17 protein-coding genes are annotated in these 19214 nt (G+C 66.6%); 8 read left to right on the top strand and 9 right to left on the bottom strand.

Features of this window, described 5'->3' with window-relative positions; all coding sequences use genetic code 11:
• The first annotated feature begins 152 nt into the window (after window positions 1-152).
• Window positions 153-1214, top strand: coding sequence for a LacI family DNA-binding transcriptional regulator (locus ACI3KU_RS14170; RefSeq protein WP_404922953.1), 1062 nt, complete (start codon window positions 153-155; stop codon window positions 1212-1214).
• On the opposite strand, the gene ACI3KU_RS14165 is transcribed toward ACI3KU_RS14170, so the two are convergent.
• Window positions 1184-1903 (bottom strand): transcriptional regulator, encoded by a 720-nt coding sequence (locus ACI3KU_RS14165; RefSeq protein WP_404922952.1) that lies wholly within the window; start codon window positions 1901-1903, stop codon window positions 1184-1186. The genes ACI3KU_RS14170 and ACI3KU_RS14165 overlap by 31 nt on opposite strands.
• Window positions 1904-2043: 140 nt before the next feature.
• On the opposite strand from ACI3KU_RS14165, the gene ACI3KU_RS14160 reads away from it, so the two are divergent.
• From ACI3KU_RS14160 to ACI3KU_RS14150, 3 genes are all read left to right on the top strand, one after another.
• Complete coding sequence (locus ACI3KU_RS14160; protein ID WP_404922951.1) at window positions 2044-3399, top strand: MFS transporter; 1356 nt, start codon at window positions 2044-2046, stop codon at window positions 3397-3399.
• 220 nt (window positions 3400-3619) lie between these two features.
• Window positions 3620-4231, top strand: a complete 612-nt coding sequence (locus ACI3KU_RS14155) for a DUF4166 domain-containing protein (RefSeq protein ID WP_404922950.1) — start codon at window positions 3620-3622, stop codon at window positions 4229-4231.
• Window positions 4228-5187: an epimerase gene (locus ACI3KU_RS14150; RefSeq protein ID WP_404922949.1), complete on the top strand. Its 960-nt coding sequence runs from the start codon at window positions 4228-4230 to the stop codon at window positions 5185-5187. The genes ACI3KU_RS14155 and ACI3KU_RS14150 overlap by 4 nt, the downstream gene beginning before the upstream one ends.
• Window positions 5188-5191: 4 nt before the next feature.
• On the opposite strand, the gene ACI3KU_RS14145 is transcribed toward ACI3KU_RS14150, so the two are convergent.
• The 3 genes from ACI3KU_RS14145 to sucC all read right to left on the bottom strand — a co-directional run bounded on the left by ACI3KU_RS14145 (window position 5192) and on the right by sucC (window position 8350).
• Window positions 5192-6172, bottom strand: a complete 981-nt coding sequence (locus ACI3KU_RS14145; RefSeq protein WP_404922948.1) for a squalene cyclase — start codon at window positions 6170-6172, stop codon at window positions 5192-5194.
• Window positions 6173-6244: 72 nt separating this feature from the next.
• The gene (sucD, locus tag ACI3KU_RS14140; RefSeq protein WP_404922947.1) at window positions 6245-7147 is read right to left on the bottom strand and encodes a succinate--CoA ligase subunit alpha; all 903 of its coding nucleotides are present in this window, start codon (window positions 7145-7147) and stop codon (window positions 6245-6247) included.
• A gap of 33 nt (window positions 7148-7180) precedes the next feature.
• A complete protein-coding gene (gene sucC, locus ACI3KU_RS14135) occupies window positions 7181-8350 on the bottom strand; it encodes an ADP-forming succinate--CoA ligase subunit beta (RefSeq protein WP_404922946.1) in 1170 nt (389 codons plus the stop codon).
• 155 nt (window positions 8351-8505) lie between these two features.
• On the opposite strand from sucC, the gene ACI3KU_RS14130 reads away from it, so the two are divergent.
• Window positions 8506-8949, top strand: a complete 444-nt coding sequence (locus ACI3KU_RS14130; protein WP_404922945.1) for a hypothetical protein — start codon at window positions 8506-8508, stop codon at window positions 8947-8949.
• Between the two features lie 49 nt (window positions 8950-8998).
• Window positions 8999-9667 (top strand): TetR/AcrR family transcriptional regulator, encoded by a 669-nt coding sequence (locus ACI3KU_RS14125; protein WP_404922944.1) that lies wholly within the window; start codon window positions 8999-9001, stop codon window positions 9665-9667.
• Window positions 9668-9724: 57 nt separating this feature from the next.
• Here the strand turns inward: ACI3KU_RS14125 and ACI3KU_RS14120 are convergent, their stop codons facing one another.
• From ACI3KU_RS14120 to ACI3KU_RS14110, 3 genes are read right to left on the bottom strand one after another with little or no spacing between them, the layout of a single operon-like run.
• A complete protein-coding gene (locus ACI3KU_RS14120; RefSeq protein ID WP_404922943.1) occupies window positions 9725-10618 on the bottom strand; it encodes a carbohydrate ABC transporter permease in 894 nt (297 codons plus the stop codon).
• A gap of 1 nt (window position 10619) precedes the next feature.
• Window positions 10620-11543: a carbohydrate ABC transporter permease gene (locus ACI3KU_RS14115; protein WP_404922942.1), complete on the bottom strand. Its 924-nt coding sequence runs from the start codon at window positions 11541-11543 to the stop codon at window positions 10620-10622.
• Window positions 11537-12826: an extracellular solute-binding protein gene (locus tag ACI3KU_RS14110; RefSeq protein ID WP_404922941.1), complete on the bottom strand. Its 1290-nt coding sequence runs from the start codon at window positions 12824-12826 to the stop codon at window positions 11537-11539. Before ACI3KU_RS14110 ends, ACI3KU_RS14115 begins: the two co-directional genes overlap by 7 nt.
• A 163-nt stretch (window positions 12827-12989) precedes the next feature.
• On the opposite strand from ACI3KU_RS14110, the gene ACI3KU_RS14105 reads away from it, so the two are divergent.
• Together ACI3KU_RS14105 and ACI3KU_RS14100 are read left to right on the top strand one after the other, a co-directional pair.
• Window positions 12990-13985: a LacI family DNA-binding transcriptional regulator gene (locus ACI3KU_RS14105; RefSeq protein ID WP_404922940.1), complete on the top strand. Its 996-nt coding sequence runs from the start codon at window positions 12990-12992 to the stop codon at window positions 13983-13985.
• 345 nt (window positions 13986-14330) lie between these two features.
• Window positions 14331-15392 (top strand): class I SAM-dependent methyltransferase, encoded by a 1062-nt coding sequence (locus ACI3KU_RS14100; protein WP_404922939.1) that lies wholly within the window; start codon window positions 14331-14333, stop codon window positions 15390-15392.
• 682 nt (window positions 15393-16074) lie between these two features.
• On the opposite strand, the gene ACI3KU_RS14095 is transcribed toward ACI3KU_RS14100, so the two are convergent.
• Entirely contained in the window at window positions 16075-16317 is a 243-nt protein-coding gene (locus tag ACI3KU_RS14095) for a hypothetical protein (protein ID WP_404922938.1), read from the bottom strand.
• A gap of 14 nt (window positions 16318-16331) precedes the next feature.
• Entirely contained in the window at window positions 16332-18374 is a 2043-nt protein-coding gene (locus tag ACI3KU_RS14090; RefSeq protein WP_404922937.1) for a DUF222 domain-containing protein, read from the bottom strand.
• Window positions 18375-19214: the final 840 nt, after the last annotated feature.

Genomic DNA, 19214 nt, shown 5'->3' with positions numbered 1-19214 from the left:
CAAGTTTCGTGCTGACTTTCGTTTCCCTGACGCTAGTCGGGAAGGTTTCGGGTGTCAATGCCTGTTTCTGGATCCGCAGCACGGCATTTTCTTGCCAGCGCGCCCGCCGAGGGACAGGATGTACCTAACGAAAATTTTCCTCGGAGGGAAACATGAGCCGAGAGCTGCCGGGCCCGAACCTGGCGAGCATCGCCGAGGCCGCAGGGGTTTCCGTCCCGACGGTGTCCAAGGTGGTGAACGGTCGCGGCGGTGTGTCCGACGAGACACGCGAGCGCATTCAGTCGCTGATCGCCGAAGCCGGATACCGCTCACCGCGCACCCGTCGACTGCGCACCGGCAACCGCACGATGGTGGATCTCGTGATCGGCGAGGTGCGCAACGGGTACTCCGTCGGCGTTCTCAACGGCATCCTGGAGCACGCGCGCGCGGTCGACGCGGACGTCGTGATCTCGTCCGTCAACCCGGGCAGCATGCACCTGACCGATGCCGACGAGTGGGCCGAGCGCATGGTCGATTCGGGCCGCCAGGGCCTGATCGCCGTGACCTCGGACCTCTCATCCTCCCAACACGACGCCTTCACCTCCCGCGGGCTGCCCGTGGTGGTGATCGATCCGCTGAACACCCCGCCGGCAGACCTTCCCAGCGTGGGTTCGACCAACTGGGCGGGCGGTCGAGCCGCCACCGAGCACCTCCTCCGCCTCGGCCACCGCCGCATCGCCTTCCTCGGCGGCCCCGCGAACGCCGAGTGCAATCAGGCACGCATGCACGGCTACCTCGCGGCGCTGATGGCGGCAGGGATTCCCATGCGAGCCGACTACCTCTATGACGGCCCCGGCTTCGCCCCCGCGGGTGGTCTCGCGAACGCACGCGCCGTGCTCGATCTCGACGACCCTCCGACGGCCATCTTCGCAGCCAGCGACACGATCGCCCTCGGCGTGCTGGATGAGGCTCGACGCCGCGGGCTGGAGGTCCCGCGCGATCTCAGCATCGTCGGCTTCGACGGCACGCCGCTGGCCGAGCAGACCCTGCCGCAGCTCACCTCCGTCGCGCAGCCGCTGCACGACATCGGTCGCACTGCGCTGCGCACGCTGCTGCAACTCATCGCGGGCGGCAGTGCGGATGTTCCGCGCATGGAGCTGGCCACGGAGCTCGTGGTGCGCGACTCCACCGCGGCACCCCGCGTTCAGTCGCGGCCGCGCGCCTCATCTAAATAGGCGTACGCCGTGACGCGCGAGATTCCGAGCCGCTTCGCGATCGCCTCCACGGACTTGCGCATCTGCGTCGCGCCGCGCTCGTCGAGACGCTCCAGCACCATGATCTTGTCATCACGAGACATGCTCTCCACGGGGCGACCGATCTCCCCGATCGCGTCGCTGATCATTGAATCCATCACGGAGATCAGGTCGACGCCGAAATGCTCGCGGGGTGCGTTCCCTGCCGACACGTGCCGGGGCAGGAGAGCGTCCACAGCGTCCCGGGCTCGCTGCAGCGGGCTGAGGTCGACGTTCACGCAGAGCGACGCGATGATGTCGCCTGCGGCGTTGTAGAAGTAGACCGACGAGCAGCGCAGCTCACGTCCATCACTCGTGTACGCCGTGTAGCCGAGGGCGTCGTGGTTCCCCCGCCGGTTCCTCAAAACGTCCAAACCGAGCGAGGTCGAGGGTCCGCCGACCGACCGACCCGTCACATGACCGTTCTCGATCGCCACGATGGTGTGGCCGAGGTCGACATCGGCACCGTCGAGATTGTGCAACACAACCTCGACATGGGAGCCCGCCGCGGTGGCAACGGCGCGGAGCACCGGGTGGTACAGGCGCAGCACCTCGTCCGCGCTCTCATAACTCTGACGGGCGATCTGCTCGCCGACGGCGAGCAGATCATCTTCCGATGACGCTGCGCTCATTTCACACCCTTGTGCATTTTGAACGAAAAGTTCGAACATAGACATTTTGTCTACGTCGATGCTAGCTTAGCGCGAAACGACGCTTCGTCGAGGTCGCTGGCACCCGATGCCGGCGAAAGTGCACCAGCAAGGAGGCTCAGGTGTCCACGTTGTCCGGAACACGAAAGATGTCCCAGAAGCAGCGAAAAGCGATCGCCGGTGGTGCGATCGGCACGCTCATCGAGTATTACGACTACTACCTGTATGGTTTGGCCGCCGCGGCGGTCTTCCCCACCGTCTTCTTCGCATCGAACGATCCCGTCGTCGCGCAGCTGTCGTCGTTCGCTACGTTCGCCATCGGCTTCTTCCTCCGCCCGGTCGGCGGCATCGTGTGGGGAATCATCGGAGACCGGGTCGGCCGCAAGGTTGTGTTGATGAGCACGGTCATCGGCATGGGCCTGGCCACTGCGGGCATCGGGCTCATTCCACCGGAGCACATGATCGGCCTGACCGCGCCGATCCTCCTCCTCGTCTGCCGCCTGTTTCAGGGATTCTTCGTCGGCGGCGAGATGGGCGGTGCCGCGACCATGGTGGTGGAAGCGGCCCCACCCGGGCGCAAGGGCCTGTATGGTGCGATTCTGATCAGCGGCGCCGGAGTCGCCAACGTCGTGTCGGGGGGCTCGATGGCGGGCCTCGGTCTTACCGAGAAGTCCTGGTTCCTGGAGTGGGGCTGGCGTCTGCCGTTCCTGTTCTCCATCGTGCTCGCCATCGTTGCGGTGGTGCTGCGGCGCCACCTGGAGGAGTCGAAGGAGTTCACCGACACCCAGAGCCTGCAGATCGCGGCCACGGGAAAGAAGGCGAACCCGCTGGTCGAGGCCTTCCGCCACCCCAAGAACGCGATCATGGGAATTCTGATCGGTCTGCCGCAGTCGATCGCCGGATACGTCGTCCTCACATATGGCCTGGCATTCATGGTGACAAACGAGAGCCTGCCGGCTTGGATCGGCTTCGCCGGCACGATGATCGTCGGACTGCTCCAGATCGTGGTGGCGCCGCTGTGGGGTGCGATCTCTGACCGAATCGGACGGCGCAGGACCTATATCATCGGCTGCCTGGGCTTCGCGGCGATGGTGTATCCGGCCTTCATGCTCTTCAGTTCGGGAAACATGTGGCTGATCTGGCTGGGACAGGTCCTGGGGTTCGTGGTGTTCGGCATCGCGATGCAGGCGACACTTCCGACGATGCTCTCCGAGATGTTCGACCCGGAGGCACGAACCACCGGCGTGAACATCGGCTATCAAATCTCCAACACCCTGGGCGGCGGCCTCGCGCCCCTCATCTGCACGGCACTGGTTGCCGCAGCAGGAGGCTCGTTCTGGCCCGTGGTCGTGTACGCGGTCGTGGTCGCCGTCGTGGGCGTTCTAGCCACACTTCGCGCATCGGTGATCCCTGACGTCGAAGGAGGCGGGCGATTGCATGAGCTGGCCGCAACCGCCACGGTGAAGACGGTTCGCTAGTTCGGCTCACCCTTCCGCCGCGCATGGCCGAGTTCGCAGGAATCTCGGGCATGCGCGGCGCGCTTCCCCCAGGTCGCGTTGACGCGAAGAGCGCGACGACGTGCTGCGCTCGATCGCTGAGGCTCGCTGACTGCTCAGCGCGCGTCAGCGTCTGACGCGCGATTTGACACGATACGTCGAAGAGACGAAACTGAACGCGTTCAGATAGGTGTCCGGGGGCATGATGACACGACCGATCTCACCGTATGCGGCGGCTCTCGGCGACCGCCGAGCCCGGCTCGCGCCGGCGCTGCAGCGATACTTCGACACGATTCCCGCGGGGCACGTCGGCCGCGGCGAGGGCGTGTTCCATGTCGTGGGCACGCCCCGACGTTGGCTCTGGCCGCTGCTTCGGCCCCTGCAGCGCAGCGGCATCGTGCCGGCAGGATTCTGGCGCGATGTTCCGTTCACCGTGGTGAACCGCACCGTGGGAGACCGAGGGATCGGTGTGCGCACCTTCCACCTCCCGACCGGCGATTTCACGACCACCGATATCGTTGCCCGAAGCGGCGACGGAACGGCAGATGCGATCGGGCTGCCGACCCGTGTGGCCGCACGGTTCGATCTGGACGTCATCGATGAGAAGCTGACGATCACCAGCTCACGCATCGGCCTGCGGATCGGCCGGCTGCGGCTGGGGACTCCGCCATGGTTCCGCGCGCGCATCCGCATCGTCGAGTACCCCGAAGGCGATCGGCAGGGGATGTCGTTCACGCTGGATCTGCCGCTCTTCGGGCGCGTGTACGAGTACCGCGGTTCGTTCCGCTGGTACGACATCGAGGAGGAAGCATGACCGGCGGACGCGTGGTCATCGGCGGCGCGAACGGCTTCGTCGGCGCTCATCTGGTTCGCCGCTACCGGGACGCCGGGCGCGAGGTCGTCACGATCGGACGCCACGGCTGCGACGTCACCTGGAATGACCCTGAGGGCATCCGTCGCGCGATCGATGGTGCCGGCCTCGTGATCGGGCTTGCCGGAAAGAGCGTGAACTGCCGCTACAACGCGACGAATCGCGCCGAGATCTTTCGCTCGCGGCTGGACACCACGGCCGCGCTCTCCCGCGCGATCGCTACGGCGACGACTCCCCCGCCGGTGTGGATCAACTCCTCCACGGCCACGATCTACCGGCATGCGATGGATCGCCCGCAGACTGAGTCGACGGGAGAGTCGGGCAGCGGCTTCTCCGTTTCCGTGGCTCAGGCGTGGGAGCGTGCGCTGATGGCCGACGCGCTGCCCACCACGCGCCGCGTCGCCCTGCGCACCGCGATCGTGCTCGGCGACGGCGGAGTGTTCGCCATGCTGCGCGCCCTCGCACGCCGCGGCTTGGGCGGATCGGCCTGGGATGGGTGGTGGCCCGTCAGCCGCTCACGTCGCGAAGCCGGCACAGCGCACGTCTCCGGATCCCGCCGCGGCGAACAGCGCTTCAGCTGGATCCACCTCGACGATCTGGCCCGCGCCATCGAACTGATCGAAGAGCGCAATGACCTGTCCGGGCCGATCAACGCCTCCGCGCCGAACCCGGTGACCAATCGCGAACTGATGCGCGAGGTGCGCCGGGTGTCCGGAGCCGTGATCGGTCCGCCGATGCCGCGATGGGTGAGCGAGATCGGTGCGATCCTGATCCGCACCGAGACCGAACTCATCCTGAAGTCGCGCTGGGTGCTGCCCGAGACCCTCACGAACGCCGGGTTCACCTTCCGGCACCCCGATCTCCCCGAGGCGCTGCGCTCGATCGTCGACGCTGGCTGAGCGGTCAGCGCGCGTCGGCGCCTGACGCGTCCCACCAGTCGAGCACCCGCGTGCCGATGAGCGTCAGCCAGCGCGATGGCGCCCCGGGCGTCACGTCCACGTCGAACCAGACGCGCCCGTCCAGGTGCCCGCCCTGCAGCCAACGCCCGTCCTCCTGGCGCGCGGCACGCACCAGCGCGATCGCGTCCGCCAGACGCGGATCCGGTTCCCGGCCATCGTGGATCGACGCCTCTCGGAAGTAGTCCAGCGCGGCCAGCGCGCTGTAGCGCCACCGACTCGGGCTGATGAACTGTCCGACGAAGTCGCCCACACGCTCACCGGTGGAGGCCCGATACAGCAGTCGCCGCTCCAACAGATACTCCTCACCCCGGTGCCGCACCTCGCGGAGGCTGGCGTCGCCGGTGTGCTTCTCGTACGCCAGCATTCCGCGCAGGGCATTAAGCGTCGAGTGGAAGGAGGAGCGGACCGAGTCGCCCTCCTCGGCCTCGCAGTTCCAGCCGCCGTCGGCGAGCTGGTGCTCGGCGAACCAGGTGACCAGCTGCGACACATCGGCGCCCAGCCATGCCCCGGAGGCCAGCGTGAAGGAGTTGATGCAGACGTCGACCTCACCGCCCCAGTACGGCAGGTCGTCGTAGTCCCAGCGGCTGTTCGCGGCGATGCGAGCCGCGGTGTCGCCGAGCTCAGAGGGATCCACTCCCCACTCGCGCAGATCCTTCAACGACCAGGTCGTCGCGACCCAGGGCTGGCCGGGCTGCTCGCGCTCCGGACTCGTGAAGAACCCGGCGGGAAAGTACGACCCGCCCGCCCACTGTCCGTCGGGGTCCTGACGGGCAAGCAGCGCCGCGCCAAACCCCTCGGAGGCCACTCGCGCGCGCGTCGAGCGCCACTGGTCCTCGGGAGCACCCAGCAGGTCTCGCTCCACCTGCCAGCGCAGGGCAGGGTCGGAGTCCAGCAGCCAGTCCATCACCGCGTCATCGATCGCCATCGTCGCAGAATACTCCGTGGCGCAACGACGAAGGCTCCCGGGATCACTCCCGGGAGCCTTCGAACGATTCGCTTACAGTGCGGCGATGATCTCACGCATGAGTGCGGCGGTCTCGGACGGCGTCTTGCCGACCTTCACACCAGCGGCCTCGAGGGCCTCCTTCTTCGCCTGCGCGGTTCCGGCGGAGCCGGAGACGATCGCGCCGGCGTGACCCATGGTCTTGCCCTCCGGCGCGGTGAAGCCGGCAACATAGCCGACGACCGGCTTGGTCACGTTGGCCTTGATGAACTCGGCAGCACGCTCTTCGGCGTCGCCACCGATCTCACCGATCATGACGATGGCCTTGGTCTCCGGGTCCGCCTCGAACGCGGCGAGCGCGTCGATGTGGGTGGTGCCGATGACCGGGTCACCGCCGATGCCGATGGCGGTGGAGAAGCCGTAGTCGCGCAGCTCGAACATCATCTGGTAGGTCAGCGTGCCCGACTTGGACACCAGGCCGATCGGGCCCTTGCCCGCGATGTTGGCGGGCGTGATGCCCACCAGCGACTCGCCGGGGGTGATGATGCCGGGGCAGTTCGGACCGATGATGCGGGTCTTGTTGCCCTTCTCGGTGGCGTAGGCCCAGGCCTCGGCGGAGTCACCGACCGGAACGCCCTCGGTGATGACCACGAGCAGCGGGATCTCGGCGTCGATGGCCTCGATCATCGCGGAGCGGGTGTGAGCACCCGGCACGAAGGCGATCGAGACGTCGGCGCCGGTGGCCGCGATGGCCTCCTCGACCGAGGCGAACACGGGAAGCTCGACGGCGTTGCCGTCCTTGTCCACGTGCGACACGGTGGTGCCGGCCTTGCGGGCGTTCACGCCGCCGACGATGTTGGTGCCGGCCTTGAGCATGAGCGCGGTGTGCTTGGTTCCCTCGCCGCCGGTGATGCCCTGGACGATGACCTTGGAGTCCTTGTTGATGTAGATCGACATATCTCTAGTCCTTTGAATCCGAGTCCGAGGCGATCAGGCGTTGGCCAGCTCGGCGGCCTTGTCGGCGCCCTCGTCCATGGTGGCGGCGAGGGTGACCAGCGGGTGCGCGTACTCGGCGAGGATGGCACGACCCTCCTCCACCTTGTTGCCGTCCAGGCGGACGACCAGGGGCTTCGTGGCAGCGGAGCCCAGCTTCTCCAGGGCGCCCTTGATGCCGTTGGCGACCGCGTCACACGCGGTGATGCCGCCGAACACGTTCACGAACACGCTCTTGACCTGCTCGTCACCGAGGATGACATCCAGACCCGCGGCCATGACATCCGCGGACGCACCGCCACCGATGTCGAGGAAGTTGGCGGGCTTCACGCTGCCGTGGTTCTCACCGGCGTACGCGACGACGTCGAGGGTGGACATAACCAGACCCGCGCCGTTGCCGATGATGCCGACCTGACCGTCGAGCTTGACGTAGTTCAGCCCGGCTGCCTTAGCCTTCGCCTCGAGCGGGTTCTCGGTGGCCTCGTCGACCAGCTCCTCGTGCTCGGGGTGGCGGATCTCGGACGCGTTGTCGTCCAGCGAGACCTTGCCGTCCAGCGCGACGACCTCACCCGAACCGGTGAGCACCAGCGGGTTCACCTCGACGAGCGTGGCGTCCTCACCCTTGTACACGTCGAACAGCTTGACGAACACGTCGGAGACGGCGTCGATGAGCTCCTCAGGGAAGTTCGCCTGCTTGGCGATCTCCAGGGCCTTGTCCTTGTCGATGCCCGTCAGCGGGTTCACCTCGACGCGAGCGAGAGCCTCGGGCTTCTCGACCGCGAGGACCTCGATCTCCATGCCGCCCTCGACCGAGCACAGGCTCAGGTAGGAGCGGTTGGCGCGGTCCAGCAACACGGAGAAGTAGAACTCCTGCTTGATGTCGGCGCCCGCGGCGACCATCACCTTGTTGACCGTGTGGCCCTTGATGTCCATTCCGAGAATGGCCTCGGCGGCTTCGTAGGCCTCCTGCGGCGACTTCGCGACCTTGACACCACCGGCCTTGCCGCGGCCGCCGGTCTTCACCTGAGCTTTGACGACGACGACACTGGTTCCGATCTTCTCGGCGGCCGCCTTCGCCTCCTCAGGAGTCTCGGCGACGATACCGGCGAGAACCGGCACCCCGTACTTTTCGAAAAGGTCACGTGCCTGGTACTCGTACAGATCCACTGTTGTTCCTCCGGTGGGCTGCGATCTGGAAAAAGTCTCTCGATATCGAGATAACGACCGGTATCACAGCCTACTACCTCCGCCTGTACGCCCGCGGACGCCCCCGGCGATCGGTGCACACGCGAACCGGGCGTACATCTGGGAGAATCGGAGGGATGAACGACAGCGCCACCCCCTCACCCGAGTCCGCTTCCGCCTTCGGCCCCGCCGCCGACCAGGCCCCAGCACTCTCCGATCCGTCCGACCTGCTCGCTGAGCTGGCATCGCGCGCCGAGGCCGGAGAGGCCACCCACATCGAGCTGGTGGATGCCTTCCTCGAGGCGACCGTCTACGTCCCGTCGGTGACCGATCCCGAGGGCGGCACGATCGACCCCGTCATCTCGCGCGTGGATGAGGTCGATTACATGGTGGTCGCCAGCACCGCCGGAGCGCTGGAGCACACGGGTGATGTGGCGAAGTTCGGCGTGCCGATGAACGGACGCAACGTCATCACCGGCATGAACCCGGAGCTGGCCCTCATGATCAACCTCTCCTTCGGCGCCTTCGCGATGCCGAAGGCGATGCTTGACGACATCCGGTCGCGGAACCCTCTGAGCTGATACTGAGTTTCAGCTTTCACGACACCGCGTATCGCAGTACCCTCGTCCCATGAGCACACCACGCCAGAGCACCGCAGACGTCTCGTCCGTGGTGGCCGCCGCCCTCACCCTCTTCGAGGAGCAGGGTTTCGAGCAGACCTCGGTCGATCAGATCGCGAAGGCGGCCGGCGTCTCCCGCTCCACGTTCTTCCGCCAGTTCGGCGGCAAGGATGACGTGGTGTTCGCAGACCACGAATACGTTCTCGCCGAGGCGCGGGCCTTCCTCGATGACCGGCACGAGAACCCGTGGGTGGCCGTGACCGACGGCGCCATGCTGGTGTTCAAGCACTTCACCGCCGACATCGACGTGGCGCGCAAGCGCTACGAGCTGGTGCGGCGGATCCCGGCCCTTCGCGAACGCGAGATCGTGACCGTGTTCCGCTACGAGCGCCTGTTCGACGAGTACCTGCGCGCGGCTCTGCCGGGGCTCGATCCGGTAGACGCGGTGGGCTTCGCAGCGTTGGTCGCCGCCGTTCACAATCACGTGCTGCGACAGATGCTGCGCGGCCGGAAGGTGCCCGCGGCGACGCTGCGGGCAGCCCTGGATGACGCGCTGCACCGGTTCGGCGTGCACCCGGACGGCACGCGCGCCGCCGAGGACGACGTCGTAGTCGCAGTGTTCCCCCGCTCGATGCCGATCGCCGAGGTCACGCGACGGGTGCAGTCACAGATCGGCTGACGCCAGGCACACGACAAGACGGGCACCCGCTGATCGCGGGTGCCCGTCTTGTTGTTGTCACTTAATTCCGGTCATCGCGATGCCCTGGATGAAGTGCTTCTGCATGGCGATGAACAGCACCAGCACCGGGATCACGATCAGGAACGATCCGGCCATCTGCAGGCCGTAGTCGGCTCCGTGACCGCCCGCCTCCGCCGAGAAGAGCGCGAGAGAGACGGGGAGGGTGTACATCGAGTCATCCTGGGAGATGATCAGCGGCCACAGGAAACTGTTCCACGATCCCATGAAGGTGAAGATCGCGAGCGTCGCCAGCGGCGCTTTGCACAGCGGGAGCACGATCTGGAAGAACGTGCGAAACTCCCCCGCGCCGTCGATGCGCGCGGCATCCAACAGCGAGTCGGGGATTTCCAGCATGAACTGACGCATCAGGAAGACTCCGAATGCGCCCACCATGCTCGGCAGGATCAACCCCCAGTAGGTGTTCACCATCCCGAGGTTGGCCACCAGCACGAACTGCGGGATCAGCGTGACGATGCCGGGGACGAACATCGTCGCCAGCACCACCACGATGATCGCGTTCTTGCCCGGGAAGCGCATCTTCGCCAGCGCCCAGCCCACCATCGAGGAGAACAGCAGCGTGGTGGCGACTGTGGCCACGGCCAGCAGCACCGAGTTGAGGAACGGACGCAGGATGTCGAACTGAAAGAACCAGGCGGCGAAGTTGTCCAGAGTCGGACTCTTCGGCCACCAGGTCACCGGACGCGACATGATCTCGGCCTTGGTCTTGAAGGCGCCGAGCACCATCCAGATGAAGGGCAGGATGGTGGCGGCCAGTCCGATCGACAGGATCACCATCACCACGAGGTTTCCCCAGCGGAACGGCTTGCGTCGAGGACGGTCGGGGACGGGTGCGGTCACCGCGACGCGCGCGGCTGTATCGAGAGCTGTCATGTCAGGTCCTCTGTCGGAAGAAGCGGAACTGGATCAGGGCGAGAACCCCGACAAGCACGAAGAGGATGTAGGCCCCCGCGGCTCCGACGGAGTAGTTGCCGTACTCGAACTGGTTGTAGACCTGTAGCGCGATGGAGGTGGTGGACTCCAGCGGGCCGCCATTGGTCATCACGAACGGCTCATCGAAGAACTGCATGTAGCCGGTGGTCACCAGAATGGTGTTGAGCAGGATGGTCGGCATCATCATCGGGATGGTCACGCGGAAGAACTTCTGCACCGCAGTCGCGCCGTCGATGGAGGCTGCCTCATTGATATCCGCCGGGATGCTCTGCAGGCCGGCCAGGAAGATCACCATCGAGGATCCGATGTTGCGCCAGATCGCCATGATCGTGATCGCCAGCAGCGCTGTGTTGGGATCGCTCAGCCAGTTGGGCCCGTCGATTCCGATCCAGCCCAGCATGGTGTTGATCACGCCGGTGTCCTGATACATGATGCGCCAGACCACGGCTACCGCGACGATGGTCGTGATGACCGGGGTGTAATAGCCCACGCGGAAGAAAGTGGCCACGCGGCGGCTCAACGAGTTCAGCAGCACGGCCAGAACCAGCGCGATGAACAGTGTGATCGGCACTCCGATCACCACGAACATCAGCGTGTTGCGCAGCGCCCGCAGGAACGATTCGTTTGTGAGGACCGAGACGAAGTTCTCGAGCCCGACGAAGTTCACATCGAACGGGGTGCGGATGTCGCGGGCACGCAGATCCGTGAACGACATCGCGAGCGAACTCACCAGCGGGATGAGGCTGAAGACACCGAACGTGAGCACGAACGGCGACACGAACACCCAGGCGATGAGCGCGGAGCGGCGGCGCTGGGCGGCCAGGGAAGGGGTCTTCCCCGGCCGCCGCGCGATGGATGTCACCATCCGAAGCCGATCGTGTCGGCCTGGGACTGGATCTGCTTCGCCGCTTCGGCACTGGAGAGCTCGCCACGCGCGACCTGTTCGGAGTACTTGCTGATCAGGTCGGAGATCTGCGACCATGCCGGGTAGTTCGGCGGAGCCACGGTGTCCTGCATCTGCTCCATCAGGGTCTTGGTGACGGGGTTCTCCTGAATGGCGGTGTCATCGCCCGCGGCGATGTTCGCGGGCAGTTCCTTCTGCAGGCCGTACCAGGCCTGCTGCTGCTCGGCCTCACCCATCCAGGACAGCAGCGACCACGCCGCCTCCTTGTTCTGGGAAGCGGAGAAGACACCGAGGTTGCCGCCGCCGATGTACTGGTCGTTGTTGCCCCCGGGGCCAGCCGGCGAGACCGCATAGCCCACGGAGTCCATCGTGAAGCCCGCGGGCGCGGTTCCCTTGTCGATGAGCTCCTTGTAGACGTCGAGCATCCACGGACCCGAGATGAGCATCGGCGTGCCGCCGTTCTCGAAGGTGGCATCCGTGGTCTCGGCCGGCGCCTCACCTCGCGTGTAGAAGCCAGCGTAGAAGTCCAGCGCCTGGATGAACTCCGGGCTGTCGATGGTCCACTTGTCGCCGTCGGTCATGCTGCCGCCCGCCTGTGCCACGAAAGGCACGATCACCTGCGCCGGCGATTCGGTGGGCTTGGGCAGGCTGAGACCATACGTACCGCCAGGGCGGCCCTTGAAGGCCGCGGCCATGGCCTCCATCTCATCCCATGTGGTGGGCGCCGACAGCCCGAGCTGCTCGGCGAGGTCCTTGCGATAGAAGAGGAAGCGCGTCTCGACGTACCAGGGCATCGCGTACATTCCGTCCGGGCCGGTCACCGAGTCGATGGCCGCCGAGTAGAAGTCGTCCGCCTTGTACACACCGTCAGGCACCTTATCGAATCCGCCCATCCCGATGGCCGTCGCGGTCTGATCGGAACCCGTCATGATGATGTCCGGCCCCGTGCCCGCAGCGGTCGCGGTCTGGATCTTCGTGATCACCTGGTCCCACGGGATGTCGGTGACCTTCAGCGTCGCGTCCGGGTTGTCGGCGAGCCAGGTCTTGGCGAGCTTCTGCAGGTTGTCGGCATGGCCTCCCGCGGTCCAGATCTCAATGGTCCCCGAGGCCTTGCCCTCAGCTGCGGCACCCGCGCCGCTGTCCGTGCCCCCCGTTGCGCCGTCGGCGCCGCGGCCGCAGCCGCTCAGTACCAGTGCGGCACCGAGCACCATGGCCGCCGTTGCGGTGACTCGTGTCCTGCGCATGCTCACTCCTTCGTGACTTCGAAACAGAGGCTCGAAATTTCGAACCCTCTCGTGGAACTATAGATCCGTTGATGCGGATTGGTCCAGAGGTTTTTCTCAGAATGATTCTGCGTTTTGATCACGATCACGATAAGGTTTTTCGGAAAGTCTGCGAAAGGGAACTATGGCAGTCCAGCTCGCCCAGATCGCCGAAGAGGCGGGCGTCTCCGTCCCCACGGTCTCGAAAGTGCTCAACTCCCGGCCGGACGTGGCCAGCGCGACACGAAAGCGCGTGGCGGAGGTGCTCACCCGCCACGGGTACACCGTCCGCTCGCGCCCCCGAGTCACAACCGGCTTCCTCGATGTCCGCATCGTCGATCTCGATCGGGCATGGTCCGAGGCCGTGGTCCGTGGCGCCGCAGAGGCATCCAAACGGCACGACAAGGATCTGGTGTTGACCGTCGATCCCGATCCGGAAAACTGTGACGACTGGGTGCATCACGCGCTGGAACGCGGATCGGACGGACTACTGAGCGTGGTCGGCGTCCCGAGCGAAGAAGCGCGCCAACTGCTGGCGGAGGCCGGAATTCCCCTGGTCATCGTCGACCCGCTGCGTCGGGTGCCGGAGGGAACCTACTCTGTCGCGGCGACCAACTTCCAGGGCGCGTTCGATGCCGCACAGCACCTCATCTCATTGGGCCACCGCCGGATCGCCACGATTACCGGTCCGCTGGATCAGGCGAACGGCATCGCGCGTCTCGCCGGCTTCCAGGCCGCGATGCTGCAGTCCGGTGTGCCGGTGGACGATGAGCTCGTGATCCGCACCCACTACGGCGTCGATCAGGGCTATGCGGCTGCGCGGCAGCTGCTCGCGCTCACCGAACGCCCGACGGCGATCTTCGCGGCCAGTGACGACAGCGCACTGGGCTCGATCCGCGCCCTGCGCGAGCATGGACTGCGCATCCCGGACGACATCTCGGTCGTCGGTTTCGACGACATCCCGCACTCGCAGTGGACCGACCCGCCGCTCACGACCATCCGTCAGCCACTGGCGCAGATGGGAAGCGCGGCGGTCGACGCGCTGATCCGCTCCCGTGCGGGTCAACGCCTGGCGGCGCATACGGAGCTTTCGACCACCCTTGTGGTGCGGTCATCGTCCACGGCGCCTGCTGTGGGGTGAGGTGTCGCGCGGCCTCGAGGTTTCGGGGTTTGAGGTTTGAGGCCTGTGGGTTTGGGGGGCTGAGTTGTTGAGGTCCTGGGGTTCTCGCATGCGTCGAGTTTCGCGAGTCTGAGGTTTCGTGAGGATCCGAAGGTCCGAAGTCCCGAGGCGGGAGATCCGTCGAATGTCTCTGGTTTTCGATCGCTTCTCGGTCCGCGGGCGCGAGGTTTCGAGGCGCGAGCTTTCGAGAGCCTGAGGTCCGGAGCACGGGGGTTCGGCGAGGCGTCGGCCCCTGTACTCAGGCGATAGGACCACGTCCGTGAGCAACGGCCGCGCGGAGTCCGCAGCCTCGTGGGAGCATGGAGTGTGACTGACGCCCTGTCCCCCGCCACTCTTCTCGCCCTGGATGAGGCGTTCGAACGCGACGCGACCCGCGGCGGTTTTGCGCGCAGCGGCACGATCGCGGTGATCGGGGACGACGCATTGGCGACTGCCGTGCTCGAGCGTTTCAACGCTTCGGTCCGCTTGTTCGATGAACACACGCCCGTCGATGTCGCTGCGCCTGCGGGCTGCGAGCGCCAGGGACTGGTTGCGGAGCTCGTCACCGAGGTGACGCTCGTCATCGGTGAGCTTCCCCAGACACTCGCCGGAGTCGATGAGATCGCTGGCCTCGCGGCTCGATTCGCCGATCCGGACGTCCTCGTTGTGCTCGCCGCTCGCGAGAAGGATCTGGAGCGGGGGATGAACGACCGCCTCCGTGCATCGTTCGTCGAGGTATCCGCGAGTCGGGGCCGAGGCAAGGCGCGAGCGTTGATCGCGTCGGGGCCGCGACCGGTGCCGTCGCCCGCGTATCCTCGGTCAGAGCTGGTCAGCGGGCTGGAGTTTCCCATCGCGGCTCACGGTGCCGTGTTCGCGGGAACCCGACTGGATATCGGAACCCGAGCGCTGCTCGATGTGCTGGGTGACGAGCTCGACTCCGCTGTACTTCCGGAGCGTCCGACCGTGGTGGATCTCGGATGCGGAACCGGGATCCTGGCGGTGTGGGCGGCGCGACACCTCGCCGATGCTCGGGTCATCGCGACGGATCGCTCGTGGTCTGCTGTCTCTTCAACCTCGCGGACCGCCGAACTTGCCGGCGTCGCGGATCGCGTCGAGACGGTCCACACTGACGCCGGCGAGGGGATCCCGGATCGCAGCGTCGATGTCGTGCTGCTCAATCCGCCGTTCCACGACGGACGCGCGGTGATCGATGACATGGCGCAGCCGCTGTTCCGTGCGGCGGGTCGGATGCTTCGTTCCGGCGGCACCCTGCTCACCGTGTACAACTCGCATCTGCGTCATCGCGGCGCACTCGAGCGCACCGTGGGCCCCACGTCCCAGGTATCGCGTACGCCGAAGTTCACGGTCACGCGGTCGATCGCCCGGTAGGGATCCACTGGCGTCGAAGCGTGCGCGCGACGCGAGCTCGCCTGGGGTCACGGGGGCTCACGCGAGTGCCATGCACGCCAGTGCGCGCGGTGACGATGTGCCCGGTGTCGGGCATGCGCATGTGCTCTACGACCCCCGCGCGCACTGGTGTCCGGTACTGAAGCCATAAGGTCCCTCCGCGATCAATTGGCCAGGACGAGCGCGTTCGTGGCGCCAGCACGGCGCCGAAACGCGAAGGGCGGGCGTCGGCGCTGGAGAGCGGGCCTGAGGAGCGGACGCGCTGGACCGGACGTGTGAGAACGCACCCGTGTGGACGCAAGCGCGACGAACCACCCGTGAGAACCGATGCGTGACGACGGACGACCCATGAGAACCGATGCCTGACACCGCGCCTCTGAGAACGCACGCCTGGGAACAGACACGTGAGCGCGAAAGATCCGGCGCGGCTCGCGGTCTCATCCGGCGACACGCTGCGACGGAAGTGAGACCGAGCTGTGGTCCGCTCCGACGCTTGCGGGCCCACTGATCAATGGGGATGGCCGAGGCTGACGCGCGGATGCGTCCGTTGCGCGACACCGCGAGCATGGCCGCAAGACGACGTGAAACCCCGCCGGTCCGGAATGGCATGACGGATCGCTCGATGCCGAAGGTGCGCACGTCCACCGTGGCCGCGGCCAAGTCGCTACCTCCAGCGCACCCGCTGTCTGCTCGCAGCTGGGAGAAGAAACGGGGATCGCGTTGCGGAGACGCAGCTCTGCGGATTGCGAGACGGCGCTGAGTCGTCGTGGCGGGCCACCAGGACCAGCACCAGCACCAGCACCAGCACCAGCACCAGCACCAGCACCAGCACCAGCAATACCGATACCGATACCGACACCGACACCGCACCCGCACCGCAAACGGCAACGGCCACGGCCACGGCCACAGCAGATCGTCGCGTCAGGACCGCAGGGGTTCGTGGTGATGTGGCTTGCGGATCCAGCGTTGATCGGGATCCCACAGGAGCGGGGCTTGCACTTCTGGCACTCCAGCGCGGATGCGAATCCGCCACCCGGCTTGTTCCAGAGTGCGATGGTGATGGAAGCAGATCGCGACGCCGTTGCTGGTGTGGGTCGGTCCGCCGTTCGCCCATTCGGTGACATGGTGATGCTCGCACCAGGTGGCCGGAACATGACAACCGGGGATGATGCACTCCCGGTCGCGATCGTTGATCGCCCGACGCTGTGTGGGCGTGAAGATGCGGGCCTCGCTGCTGATCGCCGTGATCGCCTGGTTGGTGTCGTAGTGAAGGTGCTGGACGCCGCCAGTGCAGGTGATGCGAAGGGCCGTGGCGACGGTGATCGGGATCTCGAGTCCGGCGAGTTCTGCCTGCGCGGCGGGGTGGGAGACTCCCGCATGGCTGCGGTCCTGGCGGGCGTCACCCGCTCGAGCATCAGTACCGAGCTGTCCGCTGACCTGTGCGTCGGAGCCCTGTACAGCATCGGCGTGCCGCTCGAGAGCACTGCCGTTGAGCCGGACGAGCAGAGTGGGTGCGTGACCGTGGAGAGTGGGAGCGCGTCCGGACTCGGCGGCGATGCGAAGCATCGCAGACAGCGCGTCGTGACGCTTCTGGGCCGGCGTGCGCCGGTCGTCGGCGCGCGACGGCAGGCACACACAGGCAATGCGAGTCTCCGACTCGGCCATCGAATCGGGCGACGACGGGGCAGACCAGTCCCGGCCGCGGTCGTTGGCACCGGCGTCGACACCAGCACCAGCACCAGCACCAGCAGGGGTAACGGCAGCGGCAGCGACGAGTGCTGCATTCGCCTCCCGGGCGCCGCAGACACAGGGCTGTGCATCGGCGTCGCTGTGATGCGACATGAGGACCTGGGTCGAATCGCGGAAGCGGACGCTAGCGGGCGGCAGATCCGCAACGGCAGCGTGGACGGCATCCGCGCTCCCAGCGGTGAGCCCGACATCTGCGGCCGAGATGCAGGCGCCCGCCGGCCCGGCTCCAGCTCCGATCCCAGCTCCGGCCCCCGACCCAACTCCAGCTCCGGCCCCCGACCCAACTCCAGCTCCGGCCCCGGCCCGCGACCCAGCTCCAGCTCCAGCGGCGTCCACAACACGCGCGGGAACAGAATCGCATTCGCTCGAACCGGAGGATTCCGGGATCGGCGGCGCTGAGGGGTTGTTGTACGCGTCGAGAAGAAGCTGGAGTTGTGCTGCGGTTTCCGGAAGGAGCGCACCACGAATCGGCACAAGACCACCGATCGGGGCACCGAGCGTGATCCCGCGCTTCAGCATCGCGACGCGCTCGGCCGGTTCAACCCCGTCCGGGTCGATGCGCATGAGGACCGCCTGAGACATCGCGTGAAGGTCCGAGGCGGGGCACGACACGTTCCATGCCGCGCTCAGATGCGTTCCCTCCGCGGGGCCATCAGAGTCCGCGTCAGCTTCGACGCCCGACGTGGTGTGTCCGCCACGTGCAAGGTCAACGAGAAACTGTTCTGCCTCGTGAACCGCCGCCACGCCGATCCGCGGTGCGGCGTCGTTCAGGACGCCGGCGATCGCGAGCACTCCGTCCGCGCCCAGGCCTCCGCACCGAGCCGCTTCGGCGACGGCCGGGAACAGGCCGGGCAACACCGTGCCGGACAGATCCGTTGGCTGCGTGATCAGCCCTGCAGCGCGCGCCCACTGACGCGCTGTGCGCCCGCTTACCCCCGCAGCGCGCTCGATCACCTCCGCCACCGTGCGACACCCCACCCGAGTGGTCATCCGCGCTCCCCGATCCGGAGACGATGAGCGCTGCTGAACCTCGCCTGCGGTGTGCAGCAGGGCACCCTCGACGAAACGCAAGACTCCGCCGAGCACCCGCAATCGGGCAACGAGCTCTTCGTCGGTCGCGGCCCCCTGGCTCGCATGCAATTCCACGAGAGCATGAGCCAGCTCCAGACCCGCGCCAGCGACCTGGTCGAGTGCCTCGGAACCGTTCATGAACATAGCTCTATTCAACTCGGGGCCACCGACATTCGAAGGCTGTTTTCCCCAGCTCAGTGGATAGATTCGACCTTCATTTGTTCCTCCACAGGTGACGCCCATCCATACCTCACCGCGCCGACGACGCGCACCTCCCCCTTGCCTTCTTCGTGCCCCGCTCAGCGGCGATGACGAGGGCGGTGGCAGCCCGCCGAGCGCGATCGCTCGTCCCGATGATCTGCCGGGTCACCGGGCCTGGTTGGCGCTGGGTGTGATCGCGGACGGCGACTGAGCCCCCTGCACCGCTCGTGGCTGTTCGGGACGCACTTGCCGAGACGCGCTGTCTGCGGACGCTATCGCCCGCGAAGGAGAGGACACGGGCCTGCATGGGTTGCCGCGATCATCACCGGGACGGCCCGCGTGATGCCCCGCAGAGCCCGATCCATGTCGCCGATACGCAGATCCGGGAACTCCGCACGCCCTGCAGATTCGATGACGAGTTCGCCGGACAGATCACCCGCCGATCCACACCGGACCCACTCACACCGGAGCGGGTGCTCGGGCGCGACGGATCATCCCGCACTCTCAGACCTGCTTGTGGCGCTACCCCCCCCCCGCCGCGATGAGCACCGCCGGCGGGATGCGGCGTGGCGGAGCACCTGATCACGAAGGACACACACGGGTCGTGTCTGGGCGTCTGAGCTCACCCAGTACCCGACGTGCCCGCCGACACGGACACCGACGCGGCGGCACTGCTCTTCCGGTCCAATCGGCTCGCTTCACCCCCAGCGTCCGTCCGCGTCCCGCTCGGCCCGCTCGGCGCGCTTCCCGTCCAACCAGCCCGCCACTGCCCAGCCCACCACC

Source organism: Microbacterium sp. ZW T5_56, assembly GCF_044987425.1.
Classification (GTDB): domain Bacteria; phylum Actinomycetota; class Actinomycetes; order Actinomycetales; family Microbacteriaceae; genus Microbacterium.
The sequence above is the reverse complement of the archived record's forward strand: the minus strand, read 5'-3'. Positions and strand labels throughout refer to the sequence as shown.

Coding starts and splice junctions, on each gene's coding strand:
- sucD (WP_404922947.1), bottom strand. CDS start 7,147: ATGTCGATCTACATCAACAAGGACTCCAAGGTCATCGTCCAGGGCATC.
- ACI3KU_RS14105 (WP_404922940.1), top strand. CDS start 12,990: ATGGCAGTCCAGCTCGCCCAGATCGCCGAAGAGGCGGGCGTCTCCGTC.
- ACI3KU_RS14090 (WP_404922937.1), bottom strand. CDS start 18,374: ATGTTCATGAACGGTTCCGAGGCACTCGACCAGGTCGCTGGCGCGGGT.
- ACI3KU_RS14170 (WP_404922953.1), top strand. CDS start 153: ATGAGCCGAGAGCTGCCGGGCCCGAACCTGGCGAGCATCGCCGAGGCC.
- ACI3KU_RS14110 (WP_404922941.1), bottom strand. CDS start 12,826: ATGCGCAGGACACGAGTCACCGCAACGGCGGCCATGGTGCTCGGTGCC.
- ACI3KU_RS14155 (WP_404922950.1), top strand. CDS start 3,620: ATGATGACACGACCGATCTCACCGTATGCGGCGGCTCTCGGCGACCGC.
- ACI3KU_RS14150 (WP_404922949.1), top strand. CDS start 4,228: ATGACCGGCGGACGCGTGGTCATCGGCGGCGCGAACGGCTTCGTCGGC.
- ACI3KU_RS14145 (WP_404922948.1), bottom strand. CDS start 6,172: ATGGCGATCGATGACGCGGTGATGGACTGGCTGCTGGACTCCGACCCT.
- ACI3KU_RS14165 (WP_404922952.1), bottom strand. CDS start 1,903: ATGAGCGCAGCGTCATCGGAAGATGATCTGCTCGCCGTCGGCGAGCAG.
- ACI3KU_RS14125 (WP_404922944.1), top strand. CDS start 8,999: ATGAGCACACCACGCCAGAGCACCGCAGACGTCTCGTCCGTGGTGGCC.
- ACI3KU_RS14130 (WP_404922945.1), top strand. CDS start 8,506: ATGAACGACAGCGCCACCCCCTCACCCGAGTCCGCTTCCGCCTTCGGC.
- ACI3KU_RS14120 (WP_404922943.1), bottom strand. CDS start 10,618: ATGACAGCTCTCGATACAGCCGCGCGCGTCGCGGTGACCGCACCCGTC.
- ACI3KU_RS14115 (WP_404922942.1), bottom strand. CDS start 11,543: ATGGTGACATCCATCGCGCGGCGGCCGGGGAAGACCCCTTCCCTGGCC.